Annotated in this window: 22 protein-coding genes and 1 tRNA gene; 12 read left to right on the forward strand and 11 right to left on the reverse strand. The window is 58.8% G+C overall.

The window, feature by feature from the left end; all coding sequences use genetic code 11:
• Positions 1–213: 213 nt before the first annotated feature.
• Together PSPTO_RS17185 and PSPTO_RS17190 are read left to right on the forward strand one after the other, a co-directional pair.
• On the forward strand, positions 214–1,797 hold the full coding sequence (locus PSPTO_RS17185) for an aldehyde dehydrogenase (NADP(+)) (RefSeq protein WP_005767359.1): 1,584 nt from the start codon (positions 214–216) through the stop codon (positions 1,795–1,797).
• 605 nt (positions 1,798–2,402) lie between these two features.
• Positions 2,403–3,425, forward strand: coding sequence for an IS110-like element ISPsy7 family transposase (locus tag PSPTO_RS17190; protein ID WP_011103120.1), 1,023 nt, complete (start codon positions 2,403–2,405; stop codon positions 3,423–3,425).
• Between the two features lie 351 nt (positions 3,426–3,776).
• Here the strand turns inward: PSPTO_RS17190 and ltrA are convergent, their stop codons facing one another.
• Positions 3,777–5,144: a group II intron reverse transcriptase/maturase gene (gene ltrA, locus PSPTO_RS17195; RefSeq protein WP_011103883.1), complete on the reverse strand. Its 1,368-nt coding sequence runs from the start codon at positions 5,142–5,144 to the stop codon at positions 3,777–3,779.
• Positions 5,145–5,767: 623 nt separating this feature from the next.
• Between ltrA and solA the strand changes: the two genes are divergently transcribed.
• Positions 5,768–6,943, forward strand: coding sequence for an N-methyl-L-tryptophan oxidase (gene solA, locus PSPTO_RS17200; RefSeq protein WP_011104498.1), 1,176 nt, complete (start codon positions 5,768–5,770; stop codon positions 6,941–6,943).
• Here solA and PSPTO_RS17205 read toward each other — a convergent pair whose 3' ends face one another.
• From PSPTO_RS17205 to PSPTO_RS17230, 6 genes are all read right to left on the reverse strand, one after another.
• On the reverse strand, positions 6,944–8,314 hold the full coding sequence (locus tag PSPTO_RS17205; protein ID WP_005767364.1) for a TolC family outer membrane protein: 1,371 nt from the start codon (positions 8,312–8,314) through the stop codon (positions 6,944–6,946).
• 1 nt (position 8,315) lies between these two features.
• Complete coding sequence (locus tag PSPTO_RS17210) at positions 8,316–9,653, reverse strand: HlyD family type I secretion periplasmic adaptor subunit (protein WP_005767365.1); 1,338 nt, start codon at positions 9,651–9,653, stop codon at positions 8,316–8,318.
• Positions 9,650–11,449, reverse strand: a complete 1,800-nt coding sequence (locus PSPTO_RS17215; RefSeq protein ID WP_007246047.1) for a type I secretion system permease/ATPase — start codon at positions 11,447–11,449, stop codon at positions 9,650–9,652. Before PSPTO_RS17215 ends, PSPTO_RS17210 begins: the two co-directional genes overlap by 4 nt.
• An 80-nt stretch (positions 11,450–11,529) precedes the next feature.
• Entirely contained in the window at positions 11,530–11,913 is a 384-nt protein-coding gene (locus tag PSPTO_RS17220; RefSeq protein ID WP_005767369.1) for a protease inhibitor Inh/omp19 family protein, read from the reverse strand.
• A gap of 59 nt (positions 11,914–11,972) precedes the next feature.
• The gene (locus PSPTO_RS17225) at positions 11,973–13,400 is read right to left on the reverse strand and encodes a serralysin family metalloprotease (protein ID WP_011104500.1); all 1,428 of its coding nucleotides are present in this window, start codon (positions 13,398–13,400) and stop codon (positions 11,973–11,975) included.
• A 476-nt stretch (positions 13,401–13,876) separates the two neighbouring features.
• Positions 13,877–14,548: a Bax inhibitor-1/YccA family protein gene (locus PSPTO_RS17230; protein WP_002553978.1), complete on the reverse strand. Its 672-nt coding sequence runs from the start codon at positions 14,546–14,548 to the stop codon at positions 13,877–13,879.
• 121 nt (positions 14,549–14,669) lie between these two features.
• On the opposite strand from PSPTO_RS17230, the gene PSPTO_RS17235 reads away from it, so the two are divergent.
• Positions 14,670–14,757 (forward strand) — tRNA-Ser (locus PSPTO_RS17235).
• A gap of 156 nt (positions 14,758–14,913) precedes the next feature.
• Entirely contained in the window at positions 14,914–15,822 is a 909-nt protein-coding gene (locus tag PSPTO_RS17240; protein ID WP_007246046.1) for a LysR family transcriptional regulator, read from the forward strand.
• Here the strand turns inward: PSPTO_RS17240 and PSPTO_RS17245 are convergent.
• A complete protein-coding gene (locus PSPTO_RS17245; protein WP_011104501.1) occupies positions 15,808–16,587 on the reverse strand; it encodes a substrate-binding domain-containing protein in 780 nt (259 codons plus the stop codon). The two genes, PSPTO_RS17240 and PSPTO_RS17245, sit on opposite strands and share 15 nt — an antisense overlap.
• A 15-nt stretch (positions 16,588–16,602) precedes the next feature.
• Positions 16,603–17,904, reverse strand: a complete 1,302-nt coding sequence (locus PSPTO_RS17250; RefSeq protein ID WP_005767375.1) for an MFS transporter — start codon at positions 17,902–17,904, stop codon at positions 16,603–16,605.
• A 283-nt stretch (positions 17,905–18,187) separates the two neighbouring features.
• On the opposite strand from PSPTO_RS17250, the gene PSPTO_RS17255 reads away from it, so the two are divergent.
• The 7 genes from PSPTO_RS17255 to PSPTO_RS17285 all read left to right on the forward strand — a co-directional run bounded on the left by PSPTO_RS17255 (position 18,188) and on the right by PSPTO_RS17285 (position 22,390).
• Entirely contained in the window at positions 18,188–18,775 is a 588-nt protein-coding gene (locus PSPTO_RS17255) for a hypothetical protein (protein WP_007246043.1), read from the forward strand.
• Between the two features lie 122 nt (positions 18,776–18,897).
• Positions 18,898–19,290 (forward strand): sulfurtransferase complex subunit TusD, encoded by a 393-nt coding sequence (tusD, locus tag PSPTO_RS17260; protein WP_005767378.1) that lies wholly within the window; start codon positions 18,898–18,900, stop codon positions 19,288–19,290.
• 1 nt (position 19,291) lies between these two features.
• Positions 19,292–19,654, forward strand: a complete 363-nt coding sequence (gene tusC, locus PSPTO_RS17265) for a sulfurtransferase complex subunit TusC (protein WP_011104502.1) — start codon at positions 19,292–19,294, stop codon at positions 19,652–19,654.
• Positions 19,654–19,953: a sulfurtransferase complex subunit TusB gene (gene tusB, locus PSPTO_RS17270; RefSeq protein WP_011104503.1), complete on the forward strand. Its 300-nt coding sequence runs from the start codon at positions 19,654–19,656 to the stop codon at positions 19,951–19,953. Before tusC ends, tusB begins: the two co-directional genes overlap by 1 nt.
• Positions 19,950–20,285, forward strand: a complete 336-nt coding sequence (locus PSPTO_RS17275) for a TusE/DsrC/DsvC family sulfur relay protein (RefSeq protein WP_005767383.1) — start codon at positions 19,950–19,952, stop codon at positions 20,283–20,285. Before tusB ends, PSPTO_RS17275 begins: the two co-directional genes overlap by 4 nt.
• A complete protein-coding gene (locus PSPTO_RS17280) occupies positions 20,282–21,283 on the forward strand; it encodes a glycosyl transferase family protein (protein ID WP_011104504.1) in 1,002 nt (333 codons plus the stop codon). The genes PSPTO_RS17275 and PSPTO_RS17280 overlap by 4 nt, the downstream gene beginning before the upstream one ends.
• Before the next feature lie 108 nt (positions 21,284–21,391).
• Positions 21,392–22,390, forward strand: coding sequence for a glutathione S-transferase family protein (locus tag PSPTO_RS17285; protein WP_005767387.1), 999 nt, complete (start codon positions 21,392–21,394; stop codon positions 22,388–22,390).
• Between the two features lie 51 nt (positions 22,391–22,441).
• Here the strand turns inward: PSPTO_RS17285 and cysG are convergent, their stop codons facing one another.
• Together cysG and serS are read right to left on the reverse strand one after the other, a co-directional pair.
• A complete protein-coding gene (cysG, locus tag PSPTO_RS17290; RefSeq protein WP_005618952.1) occupies positions 22,442–23,836 on the reverse strand; it encodes a siroheme synthase CysG in 1,395 nt (464 codons plus the stop codon).
• A complete protein-coding gene (gene serS / locus PSPTO_RS17295; RefSeq protein ID WP_011104505.1) occupies positions 23,837–25,117 on the reverse strand; it encodes a serine--tRNA ligase in 1,281 nt (426 codons plus the stop codon).
• Between the last annotated feature and the right edge of the window lie 8 nt (positions 25,118–25,125).

A 25,125-nucleotide genomic window follows, 5' to 3' on the forward strand; every position in this document is an offset into this window, starting at 1 on the left:
TGGCGACATAAAGGCTAAACGCTGTCTGGCAGTTGCGTCAGCAGCGAATCAAGTTGTACGATGACTGCCCACCGATTCACGCGTCATGATTGCCGGCCTGCTTTTAAACGCCGCACCAGTGCCACCCCGCAAAGCAACTCGGCAACCCATAAGGAGCGCACGGTCCGGATCCCTTCGGCGCCCGCCTCCAACATCAAACAACAGGAGATACCGATGCCTAACATTCTCGGCCAGAACTTCATCGCAGGCGGCCGCAGTGCCCTGGGCCAAAGCCTGCAGAAGAGCCTGGATGCCACCACGGGTGAAGAATTGCCTTACAGCTTTCACCAGGCCACCGACGGCGAAATCGACGCCGCCGCGCTGGCCGCCAAAGCCGCCTTTCCTGAATTCCGCCAACTGAGCCCGGCCCGCCGCGCGGACTTCCTCGACGCCATCGCCGATGAACTTGACCAGTTGGGCGACGACTTCGTCGCCATCGTCTGCCAGGAAACCGCCCTGCCACAGGCGCGCATCCAGGGTGAGCGCGGGCGTACCAGCGGGCAGATGCGTCTGTTTTCCAAAGTCCTGCGTCGCGGTGACTTCGTCGGTGCGCGCATCGACCTCGCCCTGCCGGACCGCAAGCCGCTGCCACGGGTTGATCTGCGTCAGTACCGCATTGGCGTCGGCCCGGTTGCCGTGTTCGGTGCAAGCAACTTCCCGTTGGCCTTTTCCACCGCAGGTGGCGACACCGCCGCTGCACTGGCAGCCGGTTGCCCGGTAGTCTTCAAGGCGCACAGCGGTCACATGGCGACTGCCGATCTGGTGGCCAGCGCAATCATCCGCGCCGCCGAGCGCACGCACATGCCCAAAGGCGTGTTCAACATGATTTTCGGCAACGGCGTTGGCGAAGGTCTGGTCAAGCACCCGGCCATTCAGGCCGTTGGCTTCACCGGCTCGCTGAACGGCGGCAATGCGCTGTGCAAAATGGCTGCCGAACGCCCGCAACCGATTCCGGTCTTTGCCGAGATGTCGAGCATCAACCCGGTCGTGCTGCTGCCGGGCGCTTTGCAGGCGCGCGGCGAAACCGTGGCCAAGGAATTGGCCGGCTCGGTGGTGATGGGTGCCGGCCAGTTCTGCACCAACCCGGGCGTGGTCATCGGCCTGCGCTCGCCAGCGTTCTCGGCGTTTCTGGAGCAACTGACCGAACAGATGGGCGCTCAGGCACCGCAAACCATGCTCAACGCGGGTGGCCTGCGCAGCTACAGCAAAGGCGTCGAGCACCTGCTGGCGCATCCTGGCGTCACCCACTTGGCGGGTAAACCGCAGGAAGGCAAACAGGCTCAGGCCCAACTGTTCAAGGCCGATGTCAGCCTGTTGTTGAATGGCGATCAGTTGTTGCAGGAGGAAGTTTTCGGCCCGACCACTCTGGTGATCGAAGTCGCCGACGATGCGCAATTGAAAGACGCCCTGCAAGCCTTGCGCGGGCAGTTGACTGCTACCGTGATCGGCGAACCTGCAGACCTCAGCCAATACAGCTGGCTGCAACCGATCCTGGAAGAAAAAGTCGGCCGTATCCTGTTCAACGGCTACCCGACCGGTGTTGAAGTCTGTGAAGCCATGGTCCACGGCGGCCCGTACCCGGCAACGTCGGATGCACGCGGCACGTCGGTCGGCACCCTGGCCATCGATCGCTTCCTGCGCCCGGTCTGCTACCAGAACCTGGCCGACAGCCAATTGCCACCTGCCCTGCAGAACGCCAACCCGCTGGGCTTGCGTCGCCTGGTCAATGGCGAGTGGAGCGATCAGCCTGTCGCGTGATGATGAACAGCTGAACCGGCAACACAGCAGCGCGACCCCATAAGGGTCGCGTTTTTTTTGAAAAATATTTCTCTTTTGTGCCTGAAGTCGCTTATGGCGAGGCGGTTTTCTGCTCGGATTACAGCACCATGAAAGTGCAAAACATGAGCTGTTCATAAAATAACCACAACGCTACAGGCCACGTAGAACAAGGGTTTCAAAAAGTTACCCACAGACATACCCACGATTTCCGTGGACAACTTTTCATCGATTTCGGACCTTAAAAACCCTGAGCAGCGCAAGCGCAAATTTTTGGCGGTTCTGCAAAAAACCGAACGGGGTGGCACTCGTAGTGGCTAAGGCTTCGGCCCTCACCGTTATACATAAGTCCGCTTTTATGCTCCGTGTGGTACGGCATGCCTTGCTCGTAGTCACTGCACATAAACGAAAGCGCTTTTTTATCACGATGGCACTGACGACGCAGAGTGCGACGTAAGTGTCAGGGCGAAGGAACTGACGAAGTCGGGCCGGAAACGGAGCCGGGATAATGAGATGGTCAGCCCGATCCGAGAAACCCGGAGTGTCTACACTTTCCGGGTTTCTCTCTAACGTCGAGGAGATCACTCATGAAAAACGGCCTCAAGCTCTTAGGCATCGACATTGGTAAAAACAGTTTTCACCTCATAGGCCATGATGCAGGCGGCCACCAAGTATTACGCAAGTGCTTCAATCGCAATCGCCTTCTGCAGTTTGCGGCTCAGATTGAACCCTGCACCATTGCAATGGAGTCGTGCGGTGGCTCTCACTGGCTTGCCAGGAAACTCGCCTCGCTGGGGCACCGGGTGAAGTTGATTGCTCCGCAACATGTGAAGCCCTACGTGACGGGCAACAAGAATGACTTCATCGATGCCGAAGCTATATGCGAGGCGGCCTCCAGACCACGTACTCATTACGTTGCCGTCAAGACTGTGGAGCAGCAGGTACTTTCTGTACAACATCGTCTTCGCGAGTCACTGGTTTGCCACCGTACTGAAGCCATCAACAGGGTGCATGGTTTTTTGCTTGAGTTCGGAATTGCCTTGCCAGCCACCAAGGCAGCGATCGCCAAAGTGCCTGAGCTGATTGACGATTCACGTAGCGACCTGCCGCTGCAGTTCAAAAGGGTCATGGAGCATTTGCTGGAGGATATTCATCGCCTTGATACCGAAATAAAGGCCTGTGATGCGCAAATCAAGCAGCAACTGGCGCAAGACGATGCTGGTACACGCTTGATGACGATTCCTGGCATTGGTCCTATTACCGCCAGCGCATTTGTAGCGGATCTGGGTGACGCTTCCAATTTTCGAGCCTCACGAGACCTTTCCGCTTTTCTGGGGCTGGTTCCCAGACAGTTCTCTACAGGCGGGAGACCCGTATTGCTGGGTATCAGCAAGCGAGGTGACAGGCACCTGCGAACCCTGTTGGTGCAAGGTTCTCGAGCGCTCATGATTCGAATAGAACGCCGCGATGATGCCCTTGGGCAGTGGGTAAGAGACTTGTTGGCACGCAAGCATCCGAACAAGGTGGCATGTGCTTTAGCGAACAAGCTGGCAAGAATCGTATGGGCGGTGCTCAGACGAGGTAGCACTTACAACGCATCAATGATCTGAGTAGGACATAGGCGTACCGGCTTTTGCGACGCAGTGATGATGACGATAAACAGCTCATGGCCAGACTGAAAACCTGATAAGCAATGCAGCCTTCGAGGCTTTAGGGATTTTTGAGGACAGTAAGGCGGCGAATACTCATCAAGGGCCGGGCAGCGAAATTGCCCAGAATGAGCCCGGATACATTAGCGCAAGCATGCTTTACCGCTCATCGAACTGCGATTGCAGGAGGTGGGCTGACCATACATTTGCTTACTTTGATCCTTCAATCGGCATAGGGGGCAGCCATCTGGCTGCACCCCTGCCACACCACCCGGCATGCGGGTCCGCACCGGGCGGTTCGAGAGGTTGAGGTCAGTAGAGTCGAGGCAGACCCAACCGATCAAACCACGCTACCGTCAGCACACCATGGATCAGCCCGGCACTGTTGTGCCAGGTCCTATGGCTATCGCTGGCTATTGCTGCCGCCAAGTCAGAATTTGCACCCAGCTTGCGAAGCTCTCGGTAGGTGGTTTTGCCAGTCTTCCATTGTTTGAGCTGAATTGCCCTGAGCCTTCGACGTATCCAGCCGTCCAGACTCTTCCATAAACCGGGAGCCTGAGACAATCCAAAGTACGCTTTCCAGCCGAGGAGGTAGGGCCTCAGGTTTTCCACCACTTGCGGCAGGCTGCGACCGCCACTACGCGGTGTCAGCCCCCGGATGCGATGTTTGAATACCTGTAGCGCCTTGAGTGCTACCCGCCGTTTGACCTCGCCTTTGGGAGACTGCCAGAAGCTGAATCCCAGAAACTTGCGGCCAAACGCACTGGCAACGGCGCTCTTGCTCTCGTTCACGCGCAACCCAAGACGGCCGTAAAGGCGACGGAGCAATGCCATCACCCGCTGTCCGGCTTTGGGGCTACGTACGTAAACGTTCGCATCGTCCGCGTACCTGACGAAGCAATGGCCTCGTCGCTCCAGCTCTTTGTCTACCTCGTCCAGCACCACATTGGCCAGCAGCGGTGAAAGTGGTCCACCTTGCGGTGTGCCCCTCGTGCTGGTCATGACCATGCCTTCGATCAATGCCCCACTGTTCAGATAAGCTCGAATCAAACGTAAAACGTCGCGATCCTTCACTTTTCTGCCCAGCCGGGCGATCAGCACATCGTGCTCGACGCAGTCGAAAAACTGCTCCAGATCGACATCGACCACAATTTGCCGCCCTGAGTGGATGTATTGCTGTGCCGCCAAAACCGCTTGGTGTGCACTGCGCTCCGGACGAAAACCATAGCTGTGGTTGCTGAAGTCAGGGTCCAGCAAGGGCTGCAATACTTGCAGTAATGCTTGCTGAATAAGTCTGTCCGTCACCGTAGGAATGCCCAGCTTGCGCTCGCCGCCACCGGGTTTGGGGATCAAGACTCGCCGAACCGGATCAGGCCGGTACGTCCCTGCCAACAACTGTGCGCGTATCCCGGGCCATGCCGTCTTCAGGTGCTCCGCTGTTTCGACGATCCCAAGACCGTCGACACCGGCAGCACCCTTATTGGCGCGGACCTGTTTAAACGCCAGTTGCAGGTTGTCTCTTGTCAGGGCAGCTTGCAGCAACCCTGACCCTGTGGGGGTTGAGTCATTGCGCGGACAGCCGGCTTCATCGCTGGATGCTTTACGCGGGGTTTCACCCTCTGCAATTGCGTCCCGCCCCGGTTTGCCGGGCATCTGATGCATGGCCTGCTGTATCGTCATGTCAAACCTCACTTCTTCTCGTTTGGTCCTTCGCTGCAGCGCAGCTACTATGACCGCTGCTGACTTCTCGCTCCGGCTCACACCGTCGCCCTTTCAGGCATGAGGCGAGATCTCCCCAGGTAAGAACGCCATCCTTCACCGCACAACCGCCGCATTTACGTACCCGGCACTTAGGCCACAAGAGCTTTGCAGTCACTTGGCTGCTCGCCCTGTCCGGATCCGCCTCGAATGCGATTTGTGTACCTCGGCTCGCGGTTTACGCTCCACGCTTCCTCCCCACAGTCGGTCGCCCTTCTGCAGTTGCGCTTCGCTTCATTCACTGTGGCCAGCTTAAGAGAGGACTTTCACCTCTAGGATGGCGCCCATGCTGGGCGCACAAGTCAGTCGCCGAGGGGCGAAAAGGTGACTTGAGTCTTACATCAATCTAGCTGACATCGTAGAACCCTAGTGTGGCGCGAAGCGCCACATAGAGGACGCAGAGCGTCCAGAACAGCAACAGCGCACCGACGCAGAGCATCGGCACGATAGTCATATCAAGACTCGGTATAACCTTATGCAGCATTGGTCATTGATTCGGCTGGCTGTCGAGCGTGAAATAGACGATTTTTCGAGGCGTAGCACACATGGAACAACATTGCGAAGTGGCCGTGCTCGGTCTGGGTGCCATGGGTGCAGCCACTGTCTATCAACTGGCGAAGGCCGGAGTCGATGTGATTGGCGTCGATCGCTACGCCCCTCCGCACACCCAAGGCTCCAGCCACGGCGATACCCGCATCACGCGCCTGTCGGTAGGCGAAGGCCCGCAGTACCTGCCGCTGGTGCGCAGCTCGCACCGCATCTGGCGCGAACTCGAGGCACTGAGCGGCGAGTCGCTGTTCGAACAGTGCGGCGTGCTGGTGATGACCTCCAGCCCGAGCTATGACGCAGCGGACGCTGACGACTTCACCCACAAGACCATCGCGCTGGCACGCGCCTATGGCGTGGAGCATCAGGTGCTGATGGCTACCGCCATTCGCGAGCGTTTTCCGCAGTTCGCACCGGTGCTGGACACGGCCATTGGCTACTTTGAACCCGAGGGCGGTTTTGTTCGGCCAGAACGCTGCATCGGCGTTCAGCTCAGGCTGGCAGCGCAACACGGCGCACGGCTGCTGACCCACGAGACCGTCACGCATTTACAGCCGTACGGCGAACAGGTGCGCATTACCACCGAAAAAGGCTCGATCATCGCCGACAAGGTCGTGGTCAGTGCCGGCATGTGGTCGACGGAGCTGCTGGGTGCACCTTTCAGTGACCTGTTGAGGGTGTGCCGGCAAAAGCTGTTCTGGTTCGAACGACAGCAAGACGCGGTATTTGCTCCGCGCTCGCCCAGCTTCATCATGATTCACGGGCCCGGTGATGCTGACGTGAGTTACGGCTTCCCGCCTCTGCCCGGCGAAAACAGCATGAAGGTCGCCACCGAGCAATACATTGAGGACTCAGCGCCGAACACGCTGGACCGCACCGTTACCGCGAGCGAGGAGCAGGACAGGTTCGACACCCAGATAAAGGGCAAAATTGCAGGCCTGAGCCCGCACGTCGTCAAATCCTCGGTGTGCGCCTACACCGTCACGCCCGACTACCACTTCATCATCGATGAACACCCGTACCTGAAAAACGTGACCGTTGTATCGGCGTGCTCCGGTCACGGCTTCAAGCATTCAGCCGGGCTGGGGCTGGCCCTCGCGCAACGCTGTATTCACGGCAAGAGCGATGTAGATCTTTCAGCCTTCTCGCTCGCACGGTTCAGCGCCGCTGTTTAATTACCGCTGCCGATCACGGCCATCGCGCGCCAGCACGAAGGCCTCGTCGATGCGCGCCAGATCGGTGTCGCGCAACGTACCGGCGTAGTAATGCAGTTTGATCCACGCCATCAAATAATCGTAACGGGCTTTCGCCAGATCGCGCCGGGTGCTGTAGAGCTGCTGCTCGGCGTTGAGCGCATCCAGGCTGATGCGCTCGCCACCCAGAATGCTCTGGCGTGTCGATTCGACCAGCGCCTGCGCCGACACCAACGCTTTCTGATAAGCGCGCAGCTTGCTCACCCCGGACGCGCAGGCGTTGAACTGGCGACGCAGCTCGATCAGGGTTTCACGGGTCTTGCCTTCCAGCTCGTATTCAGCCTGTTCACGCTTGCTGTTGGCCTGACGCACCGAAGCACTGGTGCCGCCACCGGCGTACAACGGCAGACTGACCTCGATGCCCACGGTGTTAGTGTCGTAACGCTGATTGTAGGTGTTGCCGCTGTCCGACTCGTTCTGACGAATGCTCGCGAAGGCATTCACCGTCGGCAGATGACCGGCGCGATTGCGCTCCACGTCATAGCGCGCCACTTCCACTGCCTGACGCTGCGACGCAAGTATCGGGCTATTGGCCGCGGCCAGCGCATGCCACTCGGTGAAACTTGAAGGTGCGAGTACCAACGCCTGAAAACTGTCCTTCAAAGGGTCCAGTTGCGAAACATCGATACCCGGCTCGCCCAGCAACGCTGCCAGTTCACGCAAGGCAGCGTCCTGTTCGTCGCTGGCTTCGATCTGCTCGGCAATCGCCAGCTCGTTGCGCGATTCAGCTTCCAGAATGTCGGTACGGGTGCCCTCGCCTTGCTGAAACATCTGCCGGTTCTGCGCAAACTGGCGCTCGAACGCCTGCTGTTTGGCGCGCGCGATGCTGATCTGGTCCTGAGCAAACAGTGCCTGGGTGTAAAGGGTCAGCACCCGCACCAGCAATTCCTGACTCTTGCTGCGAAAGGTCTCGTCGGCAAACAGTGCCTGAGCCAGGCCCTTGCGGTAATTGGCGTAGGCCTCGTAATCAATCAACGGCTGCTGGATCGTCAGGCTTGAACCAAAGCTGTTGTAGTGGCGATGATCCGTGGTGTCTTCGCGGCCACCTTTAAGGGTGGCTTTTGAATCGTTGCGCCCTTTGTTGTAGTTGTACGACACGCGAGGCAACAGGCCGGCGCGACCAATGATCCGGTTCTCAAGGCCCGCATCGCGTTCCTTGAGTGCGCCGAGGTAGGTCGGGTCATTGCGTAGCGCCAGCTCATAGACCTGAAACGGTCCCATCGCATGACTCAACGGCGCAGTACCCAGCAGGATGGCCGTCAGCAAAGCGGCTTTCAGAGGATAACGCATCATCCTATTCCTCCGTCAACGCGGAGCCGGCACGGTCCAGCAAAGGTTTGAACAGGTAGTTGAGCAGCGAGCGTTCACCCGTGCGCACGAACATTTCAGCGGGCATGCCCGGCTTGATCACCAGACCGTTGAGTTTTTCCAGTGCGGCATCACCCACCGAGGTACGCAGTACGTAATACGGCTGACCGGTTTTTTCATCCTGCATCTGGTCGGCGGAAATCAGGCTCACTTCGCCGGCCACCCGAGGTGTGCGGCTCTGATTGAACGCGGTAAAGAGGATGTCGACCGGCAAATGGCTGGCGACCTTGTCGATCAACTGCACCGGCAAACGCCCTTCGACTTCCAGTCGGGTGCCTTGCGGAACGATCTCCAGCAAGGTTTCACCGGCCCGCACCACAGCGCCTTCGGTGTGCACGCCCATGTTCACAGCGATGCCATCGGCAGGCGCAAGAATGGCGCTGTGCTGCAGACTGAAACCTGCCGACGCCAGTTGCTGCTCAAGGGTAAGCGCCTTGACCTGGGCATCGGCCCATTGGCTGCGCACCTCTTTCTGGTATTCCTCGCGCTGCTGCTGAAGGCGCAGCCGCGATTCGACGATGCCCTGCTCTATGCGCCCGGTTTCGCCTGCGTTCTGCGCCAGGCTCTGCTGCACTTGAGACAACTGGCGCTGGAACTCCAGCAGGCGGTTGCCCGGAATGAAGCCGTTTTGCGCCAGAGGTTCCAGGTTACGCAGCTGCTGACGCAATGATTCGGCCTGGGCCAATAGGTCCGAACGCGCGCGACGCATGCCGGCGAGTTGCAGCCCGGCACCTTCAATGCTCGCCTGCAAACCGGATTGCTCGCGCGCCAGTGCCTGACGACGGCTGCTGAACAACTGGCGCTGCCCCTCAAGCACCAGGGCCAGACGCGGGTCAGGATTCTGGCCCTGCCCGGCGGCGATCAGTTCTGCGGGGAAGCGCACCTCATCCAGATTGTCGCGCTCGCTTTGCCAGCGGGCCAGGCTGGCCCAGGCCATGCGGTATTGAGCGCCCAGCGATTGCACATCCGCCTGGACCTGCGTCTGATCAAGACGAAACAGCGGCTCGCCTTCTTTGACCAACTGGCCTTCGCTGACGAGAATCTTGCTCACCACGCCACCGTCGAGCGACTGCACGGCCTTGCGCTTGCCCGAAACCACCACCGTGCCCTGCACGGCAATGCCCTGATCAAGTGGCGCCAGGCTGGCCCAGAGAAAGAAACTGCCCGCCCCCGCGAGCATGAGGATCCAGCCGGCGCGCACGAAAAACTGCACCCCGCGCTCCTTGCCTGGCACGGCGTAATGAGTGTCGAGAGGGCTGTTCATACGTCGGACTGCCTGTTCTGGTTGCCGTACTGACGGCTCATGGAGAGCCCGGCAGGTACCGAGCGGGGTTGCGGTTGTGCTGCTTGCGTGGTGGACGCTTGCCCGGAAGATGCCTGGCCGGACAAGGCTTGCAGCACCTGAGCCGTAGGGCCGAATGCCTGCATGCGACCTTCGCTCAGCACCAGCAGGCAATCGGTCTGACTCAAGGACTGGGTGCGGTGAGTGACGAGCACAACGGTGCATCCACGCGCCTTGAGTTCACCCATTGCCTGGGTCAGGGCCGCTTCGCCGGCGGCGTCCAGATTGGAGTTGGGCTCATCGAGCACCACCAGTTTGGGGTCGCCGTACAAGGCGCGGGCCAACGCAACGCGCTGTTTCTGACCGCCGGACAAACCGCCGCCATCATCGCCCAGTCGCGTGTCATAACCTTGCGGCAGGCGCAGGATCAGTTCATGCACACCCGCCAGTTGCGCAGCCGCCACCACCGCGCTCGCGTCGCCCTCGCGAAAGCGCGCGATGTTTTCTGCCACGCTGCCGCCAAACAATTCGATGTCTTGCGGCAAATAGCCAATATGGGGGCCCAGCGCCTCCCGGTCCAGCCGGTGCATGTCGGCACCGTCCAGCCGCACCGTTCCGCCCAGTGCGGGCCATACCCCGACCAGCACCCGGGCCAGGGTCGATTTGCCGGAACCCGATGCGCCCAGCACGCCGAGCACCTCCCCTGCCTGCAACTGGAAGCTCACCTGCTGAACCGTAGGCGAGTTTCGGCCCGGAGGCGCAGCGCTGACCTGCTCCGCACTGATCTGACCACGCGGCGTGGGCAGCGCCATGCGCGGCGCGGGCTCGGCGTAGGTCTTGAGCAAATGGTCCAGACGCCCATAAGCCAGACGTGCAGAACTCCATTGTTTCCAGACTGCAATCAGTTGATCGATAGGGCTGAGTACCCGCCCCATCAGGATCGAGCCGGCGATCATCATGCCTGCGGTCATGTCGCCACGAATCACCAGCAACGCTCCCAGCCCCAACACCAGTGATTGCAGGCACAGGCGCAGCGCCTTGCTGATCGAACTGATCACCGCTCCGGTGTCGCTGGCGCGGTTCTGCAGGGCCAGAAAGCGCCCGTGCACATTGAACCAGCGACGACGCAACGCTTCGAGCATGCCCATCGCCTGAATGGCCTCGGCCTGCTGCAGATGACGGGTCGCCAGTTGCGACGACTGCTGCGAATAGCCACTGGCCTCGGCCAGCGGTTTGCGGGTCAGCCACTCATTCAGACAGGCCAGCCCTACCAGCAACACCGTACCAACACTGGCCAGCACGCCAAGCCAGGGGTCGAAAAGAAAAATGACCGCCAGGTAGACGGGAAACCAGGGGGCGTCGAAGAACGCGAACAACGCAGGGCCGGTGAGAAACTGCCGGATGAAGGACAGGTCGCCCAGCGCCTGTCCGGCCTGGCGCTGCCCGGCATGCAGGTTGCTCTCGAACGCGGCTTGATAAACGCGCAAATTGAAACGTCGCTCCAGCTCGCTGCCGATGCGGATCACCACAAAGCTGCGAATCATCTCCAGCACGCCGATAAAGGCGAAGAACCCGACCACCATCAGGGTCAGCATGGCCAGTGTGGTCTGGTTCTGTGAGGTCAATACGCGGTCATAGACCTGCAACATGTAAATCGATGGAGCGAGCATCAACACGTTGATCAGCGCGGTAAAACAACCCACACCGATCAACGCGCTCTTGTAGTCTGCCAGCGCTTTGTAGAGCGGTGGCTGGGCGCTATGGGGCAACGCACTCATGGTTGTTCCTTGATGGTCTTGCTTGCGACGGATGAAATCCATGGTGTTTATCAAATAACGCGCTCAGGTCCATGAAACGCTTAATCGGCGAACCGTCCAAGGATCAGTAATTCTCCGCCGGGCAGGCGTGCCTCATAGGTCTGCTCGTCCATCCTGTTGAGGTGAATCAGCCGATTGCCCTGGTTGTCAGTGAGCGCCAGACCATCCGGCGTCGGAAACCAGCCGGCAGGTGGTTCATGCAACCATTTTGCAGCGCAGGCCACATCACCGGTCAGTTGTGGCGCTTCGGTATTCAGTTGCAGCTCACAGGCATCGTCCGCCTTCCCCTGAAGAGAAAGTCGCCATTGACCGCTGAGTTCGGCAGGGTTGGGCAGTTTTAAACTCATGGCCATGCTTGCTCCGGAAATCCCCACCAGCAGCACAACGGCAACTGGCACGATTCGAACAAAGTAATTGATATTCATGATGGGGGTACATTCCAGATCATGGGCGGCTGCTGAGAGTCGCCCATGATTGTTACAGATTAAACCACGATATCAGTGGCAAACGCTTGACCAACAGTTCCCACCAGAAAGTCCCCAGCGCCCTGACCGGTGAAGTCGATCGCCAGGCTACCCAGGTTGCTGCTCTGGTTGTAGTTCAGGATCGCTTCGCCAGCATGACCGCTGAAGGCGTTGACGAACTGCAACGCGCTCAGCGTGGAGATAGCCGATACGTCGATCTTGTCCTGACCGCTGACAAAATCGCGAATCGTGTCCTGAGCGGCACGGTTGGAATCGGAACTGGCGCCAAACACGAAAATGTCTGCGCCTGCGCCGCCGGTGAGGCTGTCTGCGCCGCCACCCCCGTAGATGATGTCGTTGCCGGCACCGCCTTTGAGGTCGTTGGCGGCAGCATTGCCGATCAACAGATCGTTGCCCGAACCCCCAATTGCGTTTTCCACCACAACGCCCTTGGCAATGGAGACGTTACCCACCATGCCGCCGACGTCAGAGAACGAGGCCGCGTTCAGGTTGATTTTCTGGTTCTGGGTGAAGCCGGAGAAGTCGAGGGTATCCTTGCCCCCGCCATCCCACACCGAAAACACCACCTTGGAAGAGGCGGATGTGGCGCTGTAGAAATCGCGCCCGGCAGTGGAGTTGAAGCCGTAGACCGTATCAGTGGCCCGCGTGCTCAGGTTCGCGCCGTAGAGTTGCTGAACAGCCGCAATATCGTCCAGCAACGGTGCCGAGGAATACGACGAAGCGCCGCCCTTGACGAAGTTCTGGTCGGTATTGGACTCACTCCAGTAGCTCATGACGCTGTAGCCGCGCGTGTCTTCTGCGTAGGTTGCGTCCTTGTATGTCGGGTTGCCGTCAACAGCGTTGTAGTCGCCAGGGTGAGACAGGCCCAGGGTGTGGCCGATTTCGTGGGTCAGGGTCTGACGACCATAGTTACCGTTGTCCGGGGAGACGTTTTGCCGGTAAGAATCGCTGATCAGGTACCAGGACTGACCATCTGTACGGCCGCCGCTCGGCAGGTAGGCAAACGCCGACCCGCCATTGCTGCCATCACTGTAGTTACCAAAGGTCATATGCCCGTCGCCGCCGGAAGCCGCTTGGGTAAAGCTGACCTTGGCAACGTCTGCCCAGGATTGCATCGACAATACCGCTTGGGCTTTCTGTTGCGCATTGAACGCACTGAAAGTCCCAAGGGCGTTGTTGAACCCGGCAGGTTTTGCGGTCAGGAACGTATACGTGAGGTTGATGGTGCCGTTACCGTCGCGATCCGCCCAAGCGGCGTCATCGCGAAGAATGAAATTAGCAGCCTGATCGACCGAGTACGAAGGTTTGCCGTTGATCGTGAGGTTACCGCCACGGTCATACTCGTGCGCAAACGTATTGATCTGATCGAATGAGGTGCTGGTAGCGGCGGAGAGTTGAATTGCAGCATTTTCTTTGACTTTCGTCATGACACTTCCTTGTATTGCTGATAGAACGAATTTAGGTGTGACAGGACTCCACCTACAGCGAGAAAATCCTGCCACTCGCCATGTGTTGCGTAACAAAACTGACACATCTTGAAAAAATGTGTCCACCCCTCCTGGATGATGTCAATTGGCCTAAAGTAGGAAAGTGCCTACAGGCATTGGGGAATAGCCTGATATTTTTTTCAGTGATAATGGAAAAACGATAAGCGACTGATAAAACTGTAACAATCTTGATAAAAATGACTGATCGGTCAAAAAATTCGGTGCCTCAGGCAGGACGAAACAGGCATCGTCAGGTTAACCCTGTCGCCTTCGCAAACACGCTCAAAGACCGGCATAACGCCAGCACCGAAAAACCTGACGTTGTTCAAAACGCAGAAAAGCAAAAGCCCCGAAAATTCGGGGCTTTTGCGTGCAGCGAGGTGGCCTGAACGTTCAGGCCACCTTGATCGCGTGGATCAGTCGTCGCGGCTCATGATGCCGAATATCTGCAACAGGCTGATGAACAGGTTGTAGATCGACACATACAGGCTGACGGTTGCCATGATGTAGTTACGCTCGCCACCCTGAATGATCGCGCTGGTCTGGAACAGAATGCAGACCGACGAGAACAGTACGAAACCTGCGCTGATCGCCAGTTGCAGGCCGCTGATCTGGAAGAACATGCTGGCCACTACCGCGCCAAGCAACACGAAGAAGCCTGCGGTGATGAAGCCACCCAGGAAGCTCATGTCCTTGCGGGTGATCAACACGTAGGCCGACAGACCGCCGAAAACCAGTGCGGTCATCGCAAATGCGGAACTGACGACTTCAGCGCCACCGGCCATGCCCAGATAACGGTTGAGGATCGGGCCCAGCAGGAAACCCATGAAACCTGTCAGGGCAAAGGTAGAAACCAGGCCCCAGACCGAATCACGCAGCTTGTTGGTCAGGAAAAACAGACCGTAGAAGCCGATCAGCACCACGAAAATGTTCGGGTAGCCGACGCGCATCTGCTGCGCGACAAACGCCATGACACCGCTGAAAGCCAGCGTCAGAGCAAGAAGACCATAAGTATTGCGCAGGACACGACTAACCTCGAGCTGGTCGGCCTGCATGCCGGTTTTAAGGCTGTAATCCTGTTCGCGCATGGCGAAACTCCTTCCTGTTGAAATGTTGAGTTGCAAAGATCATAACAGAGCCGCCGCAACTGGCTAGTCACAGAGTTTGACAGCTTGTTTCATTCCGGTATTATGGCGCCCGCAACGTAGTGGAGGTATGGCCGAGTGGTTTAAGGCAGCAGTCTTGAAAACTGCCGACTGTAACAGGTCCTAGAGTTCGAATCTCTATGCCTCCGCCATATTTGGTAGCGCAAAGCCCTGATTATTCAGGGCTTTGTCGTTTCTGGGGTTTGGCCCTGAGTTTTGCAAGCCCCCCTCCCCGTGCGTCCCTGACGAGCCGCCCGGCCCGATCTGATACATTGATACCCACACCGTATCAATCCACTGGCCACGCAATGTCCATCAACTTTGATCTCAACGATCTGCAAGCCTTTCGTGCCGTTGTCGAAAACGGCAGTTTTCGCAAGGCTGCGGAATCAGTGCGGATCACCCAGCCAGCGCTCAGCCGCCGCATAGAAAAACTTGAATCGGCGCTGAATGTGAAGCTGTTCGAGCGCACCACTCGCAAGGTCAGCCTGACCACTGTAGGCCGCGCATTTCTGCCGCAGGTCGAACGAATACTGGATGACCTGGACATTGCTCTGATGACGATCGGCGAAGTCGGCTCCACGCGGATGGGCAGCGTCACGATTGCTTGCGTGCCCTCGGCGGCGTACTACTTCATGCCGCAGGTGATCAGCGCCTTTCGCGAGGATTACCCGAAGATCAGGGTCAAGGTGCTGGACGCCAGCGCCAACGAGGTCAACAGTGCCGTTGCCCTTGGCGAAGCCGATTTCGGGGTGAGTTTCAGCGGCAACCTGGCGCCGGAAGTGGATTTTGAACTGCTTTTGCAGGAGCGCTACGTGATGGCGTGCCGCCGGGATCATTCGCTGGCGATTCGCGAAAGTGTCAGTTGGGAAGAGATGTACAGCCACGATTACATCGCGCTGGACATCACCTCGGGCAACCGGCTGGTGCTGGATCAGGCGCTGGCACGATCACGACCGCACAAGGAAAGTATCTGCGAAACACGGCACGTCACCACGATGATCGGTCTTGTGGAAGCAGGGCTTGGCGTGGCGGCAGTACCCTCGATTGCCATGCCGATGACCGCTCACCCGTTTCTGGTGAGCGTGCCGTTGGTTGAACCTGAGGTGATCCGCAACGTCGGGTTGATCAAGCGTCGCGGCCGTACGCTCACACCTGCGGCCCTGGAGCTGGAGCAACTGGTCAGGAAAATGCCGTTCCGGTCAGCGGGGAACTGAGTCCAGCCCGGTTTCCTGCACGGTGGCCTGCGCCTTTGGGGATGCCAGGTAATCGAGCAAAGCCTTCGCCTGTTTCGGGTGCTCGGCGTTGACCGGTATGCCTGCGGCGTAACGAGTGAGCGATTGAACGTCTTCGGGAATCTTCGCCACGAAGGTCACGCCGGGAACCGGCAGCAACTCGGCAACCTGCTGAAAGCCCACTTCGTAATCGCCTTTGGCAACCACCGAGGCCACCGGAATGCGCTCGATCATCTTGCTCTTGGGCGCGAGTTCTTGCTGAATGCCCAGCTTTTTAAAGAGTTCTTTTTCGACGTACACGCCACTGGCGCTGTCCGAATACGCGACCGACCTGGCCCTGAGCAGCGTATCTTTCAGCTCGCTGTCGGTGCCGATAGCAGGCTTGGCAGCGCCCTGTTTCACGACCATTCCGATACGCGAATCGGCCAGTTCGACACGCGATGCGGGGTCTACCTTGCCCTGTTTGATCAGGTCGTCCAGCGCATAGCCGACCATGATCACCACGTCGGCATGCTCACCACGGGCCAGGCGATTGGGAATGGCCTCAGGCGCTTTGCCCATCGACGGGCCGAGAATGGTGTCCAGTGAATCCCCGGAAGACGCCGCATATTGCGGCCCGAGCAACTTGTACGCAGCGGTAAACCCGCCGGACGTCATGACCTTGAGTTGTTCGGCCTGAGCCGCAGCGCTCACGGCGACGCAGCCTAGAAAAAGCACAGCCAGTTGATGTTTACGCGATGAGTTCATGTTCATGTTCCTTGATTACACGGCCAATTGCGGGCGAGCTGAAATGTGCCGATACAGCACCAGTGTCGCGCCCAGGGCGCACACCGCAGCAAAAGTCATCCAGTAAGCAGGCGCAGCCTTGTCGCCGGTCAGGTGGATCAGCCATGTGGATATGGCCGGAGTGAAGCCACCGAAAATTGCGGTCGCCAGGCTGTAGGCCAGGGAAAAACCGGCAACGCGAACCTCCACCGGCATGATTTCAGTCAGCGCAGGGATCATCGCGCCGTTGTACAAGCCGTAGAGGCACGAGAACCACAGCAACACTTCAAGCATGTGGCTGAAGCTGGGCGCCTGAGCGAGAAACGACAGCGCCGGATAAGCACTGAGAATGGTCAGCAAGGTCATTGCCACCAGCAGCGGCTTGCGCCCGAAACGGTCGCTCAGCATGCCGCCGATGGGCAGCCAGATAAAATTGGACACGCCGACCAGCAAGGTCACCAGCAGAGCATCGGCGGTACTCAGGTTCAGCACGGTTTTGCCAAAGGTCGGCGCATAGATGGTGATCAGGTAAAACGTGGTAGTCGTCATCGCAACCATCAGCATCCCGGCGATGACCACACGCCAGTTCTGCAACAGGGTCGCGAAGACCTCCCGCATGCTCGGGCGGTGTAAGCGGGTGGCGAACTCTTCGGTTTCCTGAAGGCTGCGACGCAGCAGGAAAATGAACGGGATGATCAGGCAACCGATGGCGAATGGAATTCTCCAGCCCCAGTCAGCCACCGCCGCAGGGGCCATCCACTGGTTGAGGGCGTAACCCAGCGCAGCCGCGACAATGATCGCCACCTGCTGACTGCCGGATTGCCAACTGGTATAGAAGCCTTTGCGACCCGGCGTGGCCATTTCGGCCAGATACACCGACACCCCGCCCAGCTCGGCTCCGGCAGAGAACCCCTGCAGCAGGCGCCCCAGCAAGACCAGTGCAGGTGCCCAGAGCCCGATAGTCGCGTAGCCGGGCACCAGCACAATGAGCAGCGTGCCACTGGCCATGATCGACAGGGTCACGATCAAGCCTTTGCGGCGGCCGACGTCGTCTATATAAGCGCCAAGAATCACCGCCCCCAAGGGACGCATCAGGAAACCCGCGCCAAAGACCGCAAAGGTCATCATCAACGAGGCGAACTCGCTGGTCGCGGGAAAGAAGGCCGAGGCGATTTGAGTGGCGTAGAAGCCGAACAGGAAGAAATCGAATTGTTCGAGGAAATTGCCTGACGTGACGCGAAACACTGCTCCGGCCCGAGACCGGGCGGACGCAGCTTTATGAGGGGATGAGCCATTCATGGGTGTTCTCCAGCGATCTTGTTAGAGTGCTTGTCAGCGCTTGTGATCGAGGAGTCTGCCGGACACACTTTGAAACGATAAGTGCTATGTTTTCATCGATTGATGTTTATTTGTTATCAATACCGTCAAGACATCTGCACATCTGCGCATTGATCGGGCCGTTCATGCAACGCCGATTGTTTTTGAAACGTGTAATCTGACTCGCGACATTCCCCCAAGAACTCATGCTTTTAATTCATACGTGCCGGGCCAAGGCACTGACGATTACGCCCGAGGAAATAAGATGCAGACTGACGTGCTCAAACCAGAACCGCTAGAACCAGAAGTGCTTGTTGTGACACTCAATGCCCGCTTGCAGCCCGTGCACAGAGGTGAGCTTTTTGAAGACCCCCTGGACGAAGTGCTACGCAATCATGGTTTAGGGGAGGTGTGCGGAGGCGGAACGGGCACAACCGAAGAAGGTGAGGTCGCCTACTGCGACATCGAAGTGCTGCTGTCCAATCCGACCCCTGAAAATATCGAGCTGCTGATCGGGGTATTCAATTCGATGGGCACACCAAAAGGTTCTGCCCTGAGGCGGAATAGGGATGAAGGGGTCACAAGGTTCGGCAACCTGGAGGGCTTGGGCCTTTATCTCAATGGCACCGATCTGGCGGATGAAGTCTACGAGCAATGCGAACCCACTTTCGTTCATAACGAAATCACCCGTTTGATCGAAGGCAATGGCGAGATCTACAGCTATTGGCAAGGGCCGTCCGATACAGCGCTTTATCTCTACGGGCCATCCTTCGAGGTGATGAAGGAAAAGATCAGCGCTTTCCTGAATACCTATCCGCTGTGTCAGAAATGTCGTGTAGAACAGATAGCCTGACCGACTTGCACGCACATGAAAAACGGGCGTTCATTGCATGAACGCCTTCTTCATCTCGCCAAACCCACACGCCCGCACATGAATTCTTTATCATTGCGCATGTTTTATTGGCAGAGCCGATCATGAAATTCGCCATTTCGCTTTTTTCCGCCGCGCATGCGCCCTCCTCGCGACGGGCCTTGCTGTTTGCCAGGGCGGTGCTGGCAGGCGGGCATGAGATTGTCCGGCTGTTTTTTTATCAGGACGGCGTGTACAGCGCGTCGGCCAATGTCGTGACGCCCCAGGATGAGGAAGATCTGGCGCTGCAGTGGCGCGATTTCATCGCCGAGCACAGCCTTGATGGCGTGGTGTGCATCGCGGCTGCACTGCGTCGCGGCGTGCTTGATACTCAAGAAGCCGAGCGTTATCAGCGGCCAGCGGCAAATCTGCTGGCGCCGTGGGAATTGTCCGGGCTGGGTCAATTGCACGATGCAGTGCAATCCGCTGACCGTCTGATCTGTTTTGGGGGGCCATGAGATGCCGAGATCACTATTGATTGTCAGCCGTCAGTCACCCTGGTCAGGTCCGGGCGCTCGGGAAGCACTGGACATCGCGCTGGCCGGCGGTGCGTTCGACCTGCCGGTCGGCCTGCTGTTTCTGGATGACGGCGTGTTTCAATTACTGCCGCAACAAGTGCCTGCTGCCCTGCAGCAGAAAGACCTGACCGCGAACCTGAAGGCACTGTCGATGTTTGGTGTCGACGATCTGTACGCCTGCGGGCAAAGCCTGACAGAACGCAGCATTCCTGCCAGCGCGCTGAGTGAGGAGATCCGTCAGTTAGCCGCACGGCCCGATTTGTCGGCACTTTTTGACCGTTACGACGAGGTGATTACGATCTGATGGCTACCTTGCACATTGTTTCTCATTCGCCCTTTGCCGACACCCGTCTGGACAGCTGCCTGCGCCTGCTGGGCACACATGACGGCCTGTTACTGTGCGGCGATGCCGCGTATGCGTTGATGCCAGCCAGCGCTCAAACACAGAACCTGCAGCCCCTGATCGACTCGGTGAAACTGTTCGTCCTTGATGAAGACCTCAAGGCACGAGACCTGCAACTGCCTGCGGGAGTGAACAGCATCGACTACCCGGCTTTCGTCGACCTTTCGTTGCGCTTCGACAAGGTCAACACCTGGCTATGAAACAGTTGATGATTGACGGGCGCAGCATTGAACTGGACAAGGACGGCTTTCTCAAGCACCTCGACGACTGGTCGATGGACATTGCTCATGCGCTCGCTACTGAAGAAGGTATCGCGCTGAGTGCCGAACACACCGAAATCCTCTTGTTACTTCGAGATTTCTACGCCGAGTTTCAGCTTTCGCCCGCCACCCGGCCGCTGATCAAATACACCGCACTCAAACTGGGCACGGAAAAAGGCAACAGCCTGCACCTCAACCGCTTGTTCAACGGCACCCCAGCCAAACTTGCCGCCAAGCTGGCGGGCCTGCCAAAGCCGACCAATTGCATATGAACGACTACGCCCCGCTGGTTACCGAAACACCTGAAGAACACCCCTTCGCCCCTTTCGTCCGCATTCTGGGCAAAGGCAAACGTGGCGCACGCAACCTGACGCGCGAAGAAGCGCGAGAGGCGATGGGCATGCTGCTCGATGAAAAAGTCGAGGACACCCAGCTTGGCGCCTTTCTGATGCTGCTGCGCCACAAGGAAGAAAGCCCCGAGGAACTGGCGGGCTTTACCGAAGCGGTGCGTGAACGCCTGAATGCCCCGGCCATGCAGGTCGATATCGACTGGCCAACGTACGCAGGCAAGAAACGTCACTTGCCGTGGTACTTGCTGGCGGCCAAGTGTCTGGCGCAGAACGGCGTGAAGATCCTCCTGCACGGCGGCGGCGCACACACCGCTGGCCGCCTGTACACCGAGCAATTGCTGGGCTTGCTGAACATTCCTCTGTGCCGTCACTGGCCAGCGGTGGAAAGCGCACTGGCACAAGGCAATCTGGCGTTCATACCGCTCGCAGACTGGGCACCGCAGTTGCAGCGCATGATCGACCTGCGCAACACGCTGGGCCTGCGCTCCCCCATTCATTCGCTGGCACGCATTCTCAACCCGTTACAGGCGCGTTGCGGCCTGCAAAGCATCTTTCATCCGGGCTATCAGGGCGTGCATCGCGATGCCAGCAGCCTGCTGGGCGATAATGCCATTGTGGTCAAGGGTGACGGCGGCGAAATCGAGATCAACCCCGACACCATCAGCCACCTGTACGGCACCACCGGTGGGCAGCCTTGGGACGAAGAGTGGCCGGCGCTTTCGCCGCGTCGTCATGTGAAACCGGCAACACTTGATCCGCAACAATTGCTGGCCCTGTGGCGCGGCGAAAGCGAAGACAGTTACCCGCAGCTGGCGCTGATCTCGACCATGGCACTCGCCCTGCGGGGCCTGGGCGTCGCGCGCGAAGACGCTTTCCAGCAAGCGCAAACGTTCTGGGATCGCCGCGACAAGACCCTGTGATCTATCGGCTGTCACGATGACCAGCGCCCATAATCTTGCGCTTTTCAGATCGAACTGACGCGCCTGTACTGACCTCCAAGTTTCATCATTCAGCAACGGGAGTCAGACATGGGCCTTTTGGTCGATGGGCGCTGGCAAGACCAGTGGTACGAAAGCAGCAAAGATGGCGCGTTTCAGCGCGAAAATGCTCAGCGACGCAACTGGGTCACGCGTGACGGCCAAGCTGGGCCATCCGGTGAAGGTGGTTTTGCTGCCGAAGCGGGCCGTTATCACCTCTACGTGTCTCTGGCGTGCCCATGGGCGCATCGCACGCTGATCCTGCGCAAACTCAAGGGCCTGGAAAAGCTGATCGATGTATCAGTGGTCAGTTGGCTGATGCTGGAAAATGGCTGGACCTTTGATCAGCAGAAAGGCTCAAGCGGCGACGCGCTGGATGACTTTCAGTTCTTTCACCAGCGCTATACGGCCGATGACCCTCGATACACCGGTCGCGTGACCGTTCCGGTGCTGTGGGACAAACAACAGCAGCGCATCGTCAGCAATGAGTCTGCGGAAATCATCCGCATGTTCAATGCTGCGTTCGACGAACTGACCGGCAATACCCTTGATTTCTACCCGTCCGCGTTGCAGTCGAGCATTGACGAACTCAATGAGCAAATTTACCCGAAGGTCAACAATGGGGTCTATCGAGCCGGGTTCGCAACGTCGCAGGGTGCGTACGAGGAAGCCTTCGATGACGTGTTCGCTGAACTGGATGTGCTGGAAAACCTGCTGGGCGAAAAGCGCTATCTGACGGGAAAACACCTCACCGAAGCCGACATACGTCTGTTCACAACCATCGTGCGCTTCGATGCGGTCTATTACAGCCACTTCAAGTGCAACCTGCGGCGCATCGCGGACTACCCCAACCTCAGCAACTGGCTGCGCGAGCTTTACCAATGGCCAGGCATTGCAGAAACGGTAGACTTTGAGCACATCAAAGGCCACTACTACGCTAGCCATCGCACCATCAACCCGACCGGAATCATTCCCAAGGGGCCGGCACTTGATCTGCAAGCAGGTCACGACCGCGAGCGATTGTCAGGTGAAGGTGCCTGGAGCAAGTAACACATCAGCAAAACGAGAGGGATAGCCCCAACGGGCTATCCCCTTACAGCCTCAGAGCGTGGCCTGAGCGCCTTCGAACCAGGCCAGCTTCTCACGCAACTTGACCACTTCGCCGATAATCACCAGCGTCGGCGCATGAACCTCATGCTCGGCAACCAGCTGCGGCAGATTGGCCAGGGTGCCGGTGAACACCCGTTGATTGACCGTGGTGCCCTGCTGAACCAGCGCGGCAGGTGTGTCGGCAGAGCGGCCATGCTTGATCAGCTCTGCGCAAATGACCGGCAAGCCAATCAGGCCCATGTAAAACACCAGCGTCTGAGCGGGCGCCACCAGATCAGACCAGGGCAGGTCCGTCGTACCGTTTTTCAAGTGCCCGGTGATGAACCGTACCGACTGCGCATGATCGCGGTGCGTCAGCGGTATGCCTGCGTACGCCGCGCAACCGCTGGCAGCGGTAATACCCGGAACCACCTGAAACGGAATACCGTGCGCCGCCAGCTCTTCGATTTCCTCGCCACCACGGCCGAAGATAAACGGATCGCCCCCTTTCAGGCGCACGACACGTTTGCCTTGTTTGGCCAGTGCAACCAGTTGCTGATTGATCTGCTCCTGAGGCACAGCATGCTCTGCACGACGCTTGCCGACGTAGACACGTTCGGCATCGCGACGGCACAGATCAAGGATCGTCGGTGCGACAAGGCGGTCATACAACACCACGTCCGCTTGCTGCATCAGACGCAAAGCGCGAAAGGTCAGCAAATCCGGATCGCCAGGACCTGCGCCGACCAGATACACCTCACCGGTTTGCGCCGGTGGCTCGCCAGCGATCTTGGCGATCAGCAGGCGCTCGGCCTCGGCACCCTGCCCGGCCAGTTGACGATCGGCAATGGCCCCCTGAAAAACCTCTTCCCAGAACGCCCGGCGTTGCTGCACGTTAGGGAGCAGGCCTTTGACCTGATTGCGAAAACGCGCGGCAAGCCCGGCGAGCTGCCCGTAGCTGGAGGGAATCCAGGTTTCCAGCTTGGCCCGGATCAGACGTGCCAGCACCGGCGCATCGCCGCCGCTGGACACGGCAATCACCAACGGTGAACGGTCGACAATAGCCGGGAAGATGACGGTACACAGCGCCGGAGCATCCACCACGTTAACCGGCACGCAGCGTAGCCGGGCATCGCGAGAAACCTGAGCGTTTAGCGGCTCGTCGTCCGTGGCGGCGATGATCAGCACGCAGCCGTCAAGATCGCTTTCGCTGTAGCCACGCAGAATCAATTCGCCGCCGCTGTGTGCAACCAGCTCGCGCAACTGGGTTTCTATTTCCGGCGCAACCACGCGCAGTACAGCCCCGGCATCAGCGATCAGACGTGATTTGCGCAAGGCAATTTCACCGCCGCCGACCACCAGCACGCGGCTGCCACGCAGGTTATGGAACAGCGGCAGAAACTCCATTTAACCGATAACCTCAAGGCCGCCCATGTACGGTTTGAGCACTTCCGGCACGCGGATCGAACCGTCCGCCTGCTGATAGTTTTCCAGCACGGCCACCAGGGTACGACCTACCGCCAACCCCGAACCGTTGAGGGTGTGAACCAGTTCCGGCTTGCCGGTTTCCGGGTTGCGCCAGCGAGCCTGCATGCGGCGCGCCTGAAAATCACCGCAGTTGGAGCACGAAGAGATTTCGCGGTACTTGTCCTGGCTGGGGATCCACACTTCCAGGTCGTACGTCTTCACGGCGCTGAAACCCATGTCGCCGGTGCACAGCGCGAGCGTGCGATACGGCAGCTCCAGCAGTTGCAGAACGCGTTCGGCGTTACCGGTCAGCGATTCAAGGGCCGCCATGGAATCGTCCGGTGCAACGATCTGGACCATCTCGACCTTGTCGAACTGGTGCTGACGGATCATCCCTCGGGTGTCACGGCCCGACGCGCCCGCTTCGCTGCGGAAGCACGGCGTGTGCGCAACGAACTTGAGCGGCAGCTGTTTTGCATCGAGAATCTCGCCCGACACAATGTTGGTCAGCGACACTTCAGCCGTCGGGATCAGGTACAGATCAGCTTCGCCTTCACGCGAGATCTTGAACAGGTCTTCCTCGAACTTCGGCAACTGACCCGTGCCTTGCAGTGCAGGTGCCTGCACCAGATAAGGCGTGTAGGTCTCTTCGTAGCCATGCTCGTTGATGTGCAGGTTGATCATGAACTGCGCCAATGCGCGGTGCAGACGTGCGATCGGGCCACGCAACAACGCAAAACGTGCGCCGGACAGTTTGGCTGCGGTCTCAAAGTCCAGCCAGCCGAATTTCTCGCCCAGCGCAACGTGATCCTTGACCTCGAAGCCGAACGCCGTCGGCGTGCCCCAGCGACGGACTTCGACGTTGCCTTCTTCGTCGGCACCCACCGGCACGGATTCGTGAGGCAGGTTCGGGATGTTCAGCACCAGCGCGTCCAGTTCGGCCTGGATGGCGTCCAGCTCGACCTTGCCTTCGCTCAGTTCGTTGCCCATACGCTCGACATCCGCCATCAACGGCGCAATGTCCTCACCGCGCTGCTTGGCCTGACCGATGGACTTGGAACGTGCATTGCGCTCGGCCTGAAGCTGTTCGGTGCGGGTCTGCACCACCTTGCGCTGGGCTTCCAGCGATTCAATGCGCGCCACATCCAGTGTAAAGCCACGGGAAGCCAAGCGATCCGCTACGTCCTGAAGTTGAGTACGTAACAGTTTGGAATCGAGCATATCGTTCT

Origin of the sequence: Pseudomonas syringae pv. tomato str. DC3000 (genome assembly GCF_000007805.1) — a bacterium.
Classification (GTDB): Bacteria; Pseudomonadota; Gammaproteobacteria; order Pseudomonadales; family Pseudomonadaceae; genus Aquipseudomonas; species Aquipseudomonas avellanae.

Coding starts and splice junctions, on each gene's coding strand:
- PSPTO_RS17185 (WP_005767359.1), top strand. CDS start 214: ATGCCTAACATTCTCGGCCAGAACTTCATCGCAGGCGGCCGCAGTGCC.
- PSPTO_RS17190 (WP_011103120.1), top strand. CDS start 2,403: ATGAAAAACGGCCTCAAGCTCTTAGGCATCGACATTGGTAAAAACAGT.
- ltrA (WP_011103883.1), bottom strand. CDS start 5,144: ATGACGATACAGCAGGCCATGCATCAGATGCCCGGCAAACCGGGGCGG.
- solA (WP_011104498.1), top strand. CDS start 5,768: ATGGAACAACATTGCGAAGTGGCCGTGCTCGGTCTGGGTGCCATGGGT.
- PSPTO_RS17205 (WP_005767364.1), bottom strand. CDS start 8,314: ATGATGCGTTATCCTCTGAAAGCCGCTTTGCTGACGGCCATCCTGCTG.
- PSPTO_RS17210 (WP_005767365.1), bottom strand. CDS start 9,653: ATGAACAGCCCTCTCGACACTCATTACGCCGTGCCAGGCAAGGAGCGC.
- PSPTO_RS17215 (WP_007246047.1), bottom strand. CDS start 11,449: ATGAGTGCGTTGCCCCATAGCGCCCAGCCACCGCTCTACAAAGCGCTG.
- PSPTO_RS17220 (WP_005767369.1), bottom strand. CDS start 11,913: ATGAATATCAATTACTTTGTTCGAATCGTGCCAGTTGCCGTTGTGCTG.
- PSPTO_RS17225 (WP_011104500.1), bottom strand. CDS start 13,400: ATGACGAAAGTCAAAGAAAATGCTGCAATTCAACTCTCCGCCGCTACC.
- PSPTO_RS17230 (WP_002553978.1), bottom strand. CDS start 14,548: ATGCGCGAACAGGATTACAGCCTTAAAACCGGCATGCAGGCCGACCAG.
- PSPTO_RS17240 (WP_007246046.1), top strand. CDS start 14,914: ATGTCCATCAACTTTGATCTCAACGATCTGCAAGCCTTTCGTGCCGTT.
- PSPTO_RS17245 (WP_011104501.1), bottom strand. CDS start 16,587: ATGAACTCATCGCGTAAACATCAACTGGCTGTGCTTTTTCTAGGCTGC.
- PSPTO_RS17250 (WP_005767375.1), bottom strand. CDS start 17,904: ATGAATGGCTCATCCCCTCATAAAGCTGCGTCCGCCCGGTCTCGGGCC.
- PSPTO_RS17255 (WP_007246043.1), top strand. CDS start 18,188: ATGCAGACTGACGTGCTCAAACCAGAACCGCTAGAACCAGAAGTGCTT.
- tusD (WP_005767378.1), top strand. CDS start 18,898: ATGAAATTCGCCATTTCGCTTTTTTCCGCCGCGCATGCGCCCTCCTCG.
- tusC (WP_011104502.1), top strand. CDS start 19,292: ATGCCGAGATCACTATTGATTGTCAGCCGTCAGTCACCCTGGTCAGGT.
- tusB (WP_011104503.1), top strand. CDS start 19,654: ATGGCTACCTTGCACATTGTTTCTCATTCGCCCTTTGCCGACACCCGT.
- PSPTO_RS17275 (WP_005767383.1), top strand. CDS start 19,950: ATGAAACAGTTGATGATTGACGGGCGCAGCATTGAACTGGACAAGGAC.
- PSPTO_RS17280 (WP_011104504.1), top strand. CDS start 20,282: ATGAACGACTACGCCCCGCTGGTTACCGAAACACCTGAAGAACACCCC.
- PSPTO_RS17285 (WP_005767387.1), top strand. CDS start 21,392: ATGGGCCTTTTGGTCGATGGGCGCTGGCAAGACCAGTGGTACGAAAGC.
- cysG (WP_005618952.1), bottom strand. CDS start 23,836: ATGGAGTTTCTGCCGCTGTTCCATAACCTGCGTGGCAGCCGCGTGCTG.
- serS (WP_011104505.1), bottom strand. CDS start 25,117: ATGCTCGATTCCAAACTGTTACGTACTCAACTTCAGGACGTAGCGGAT.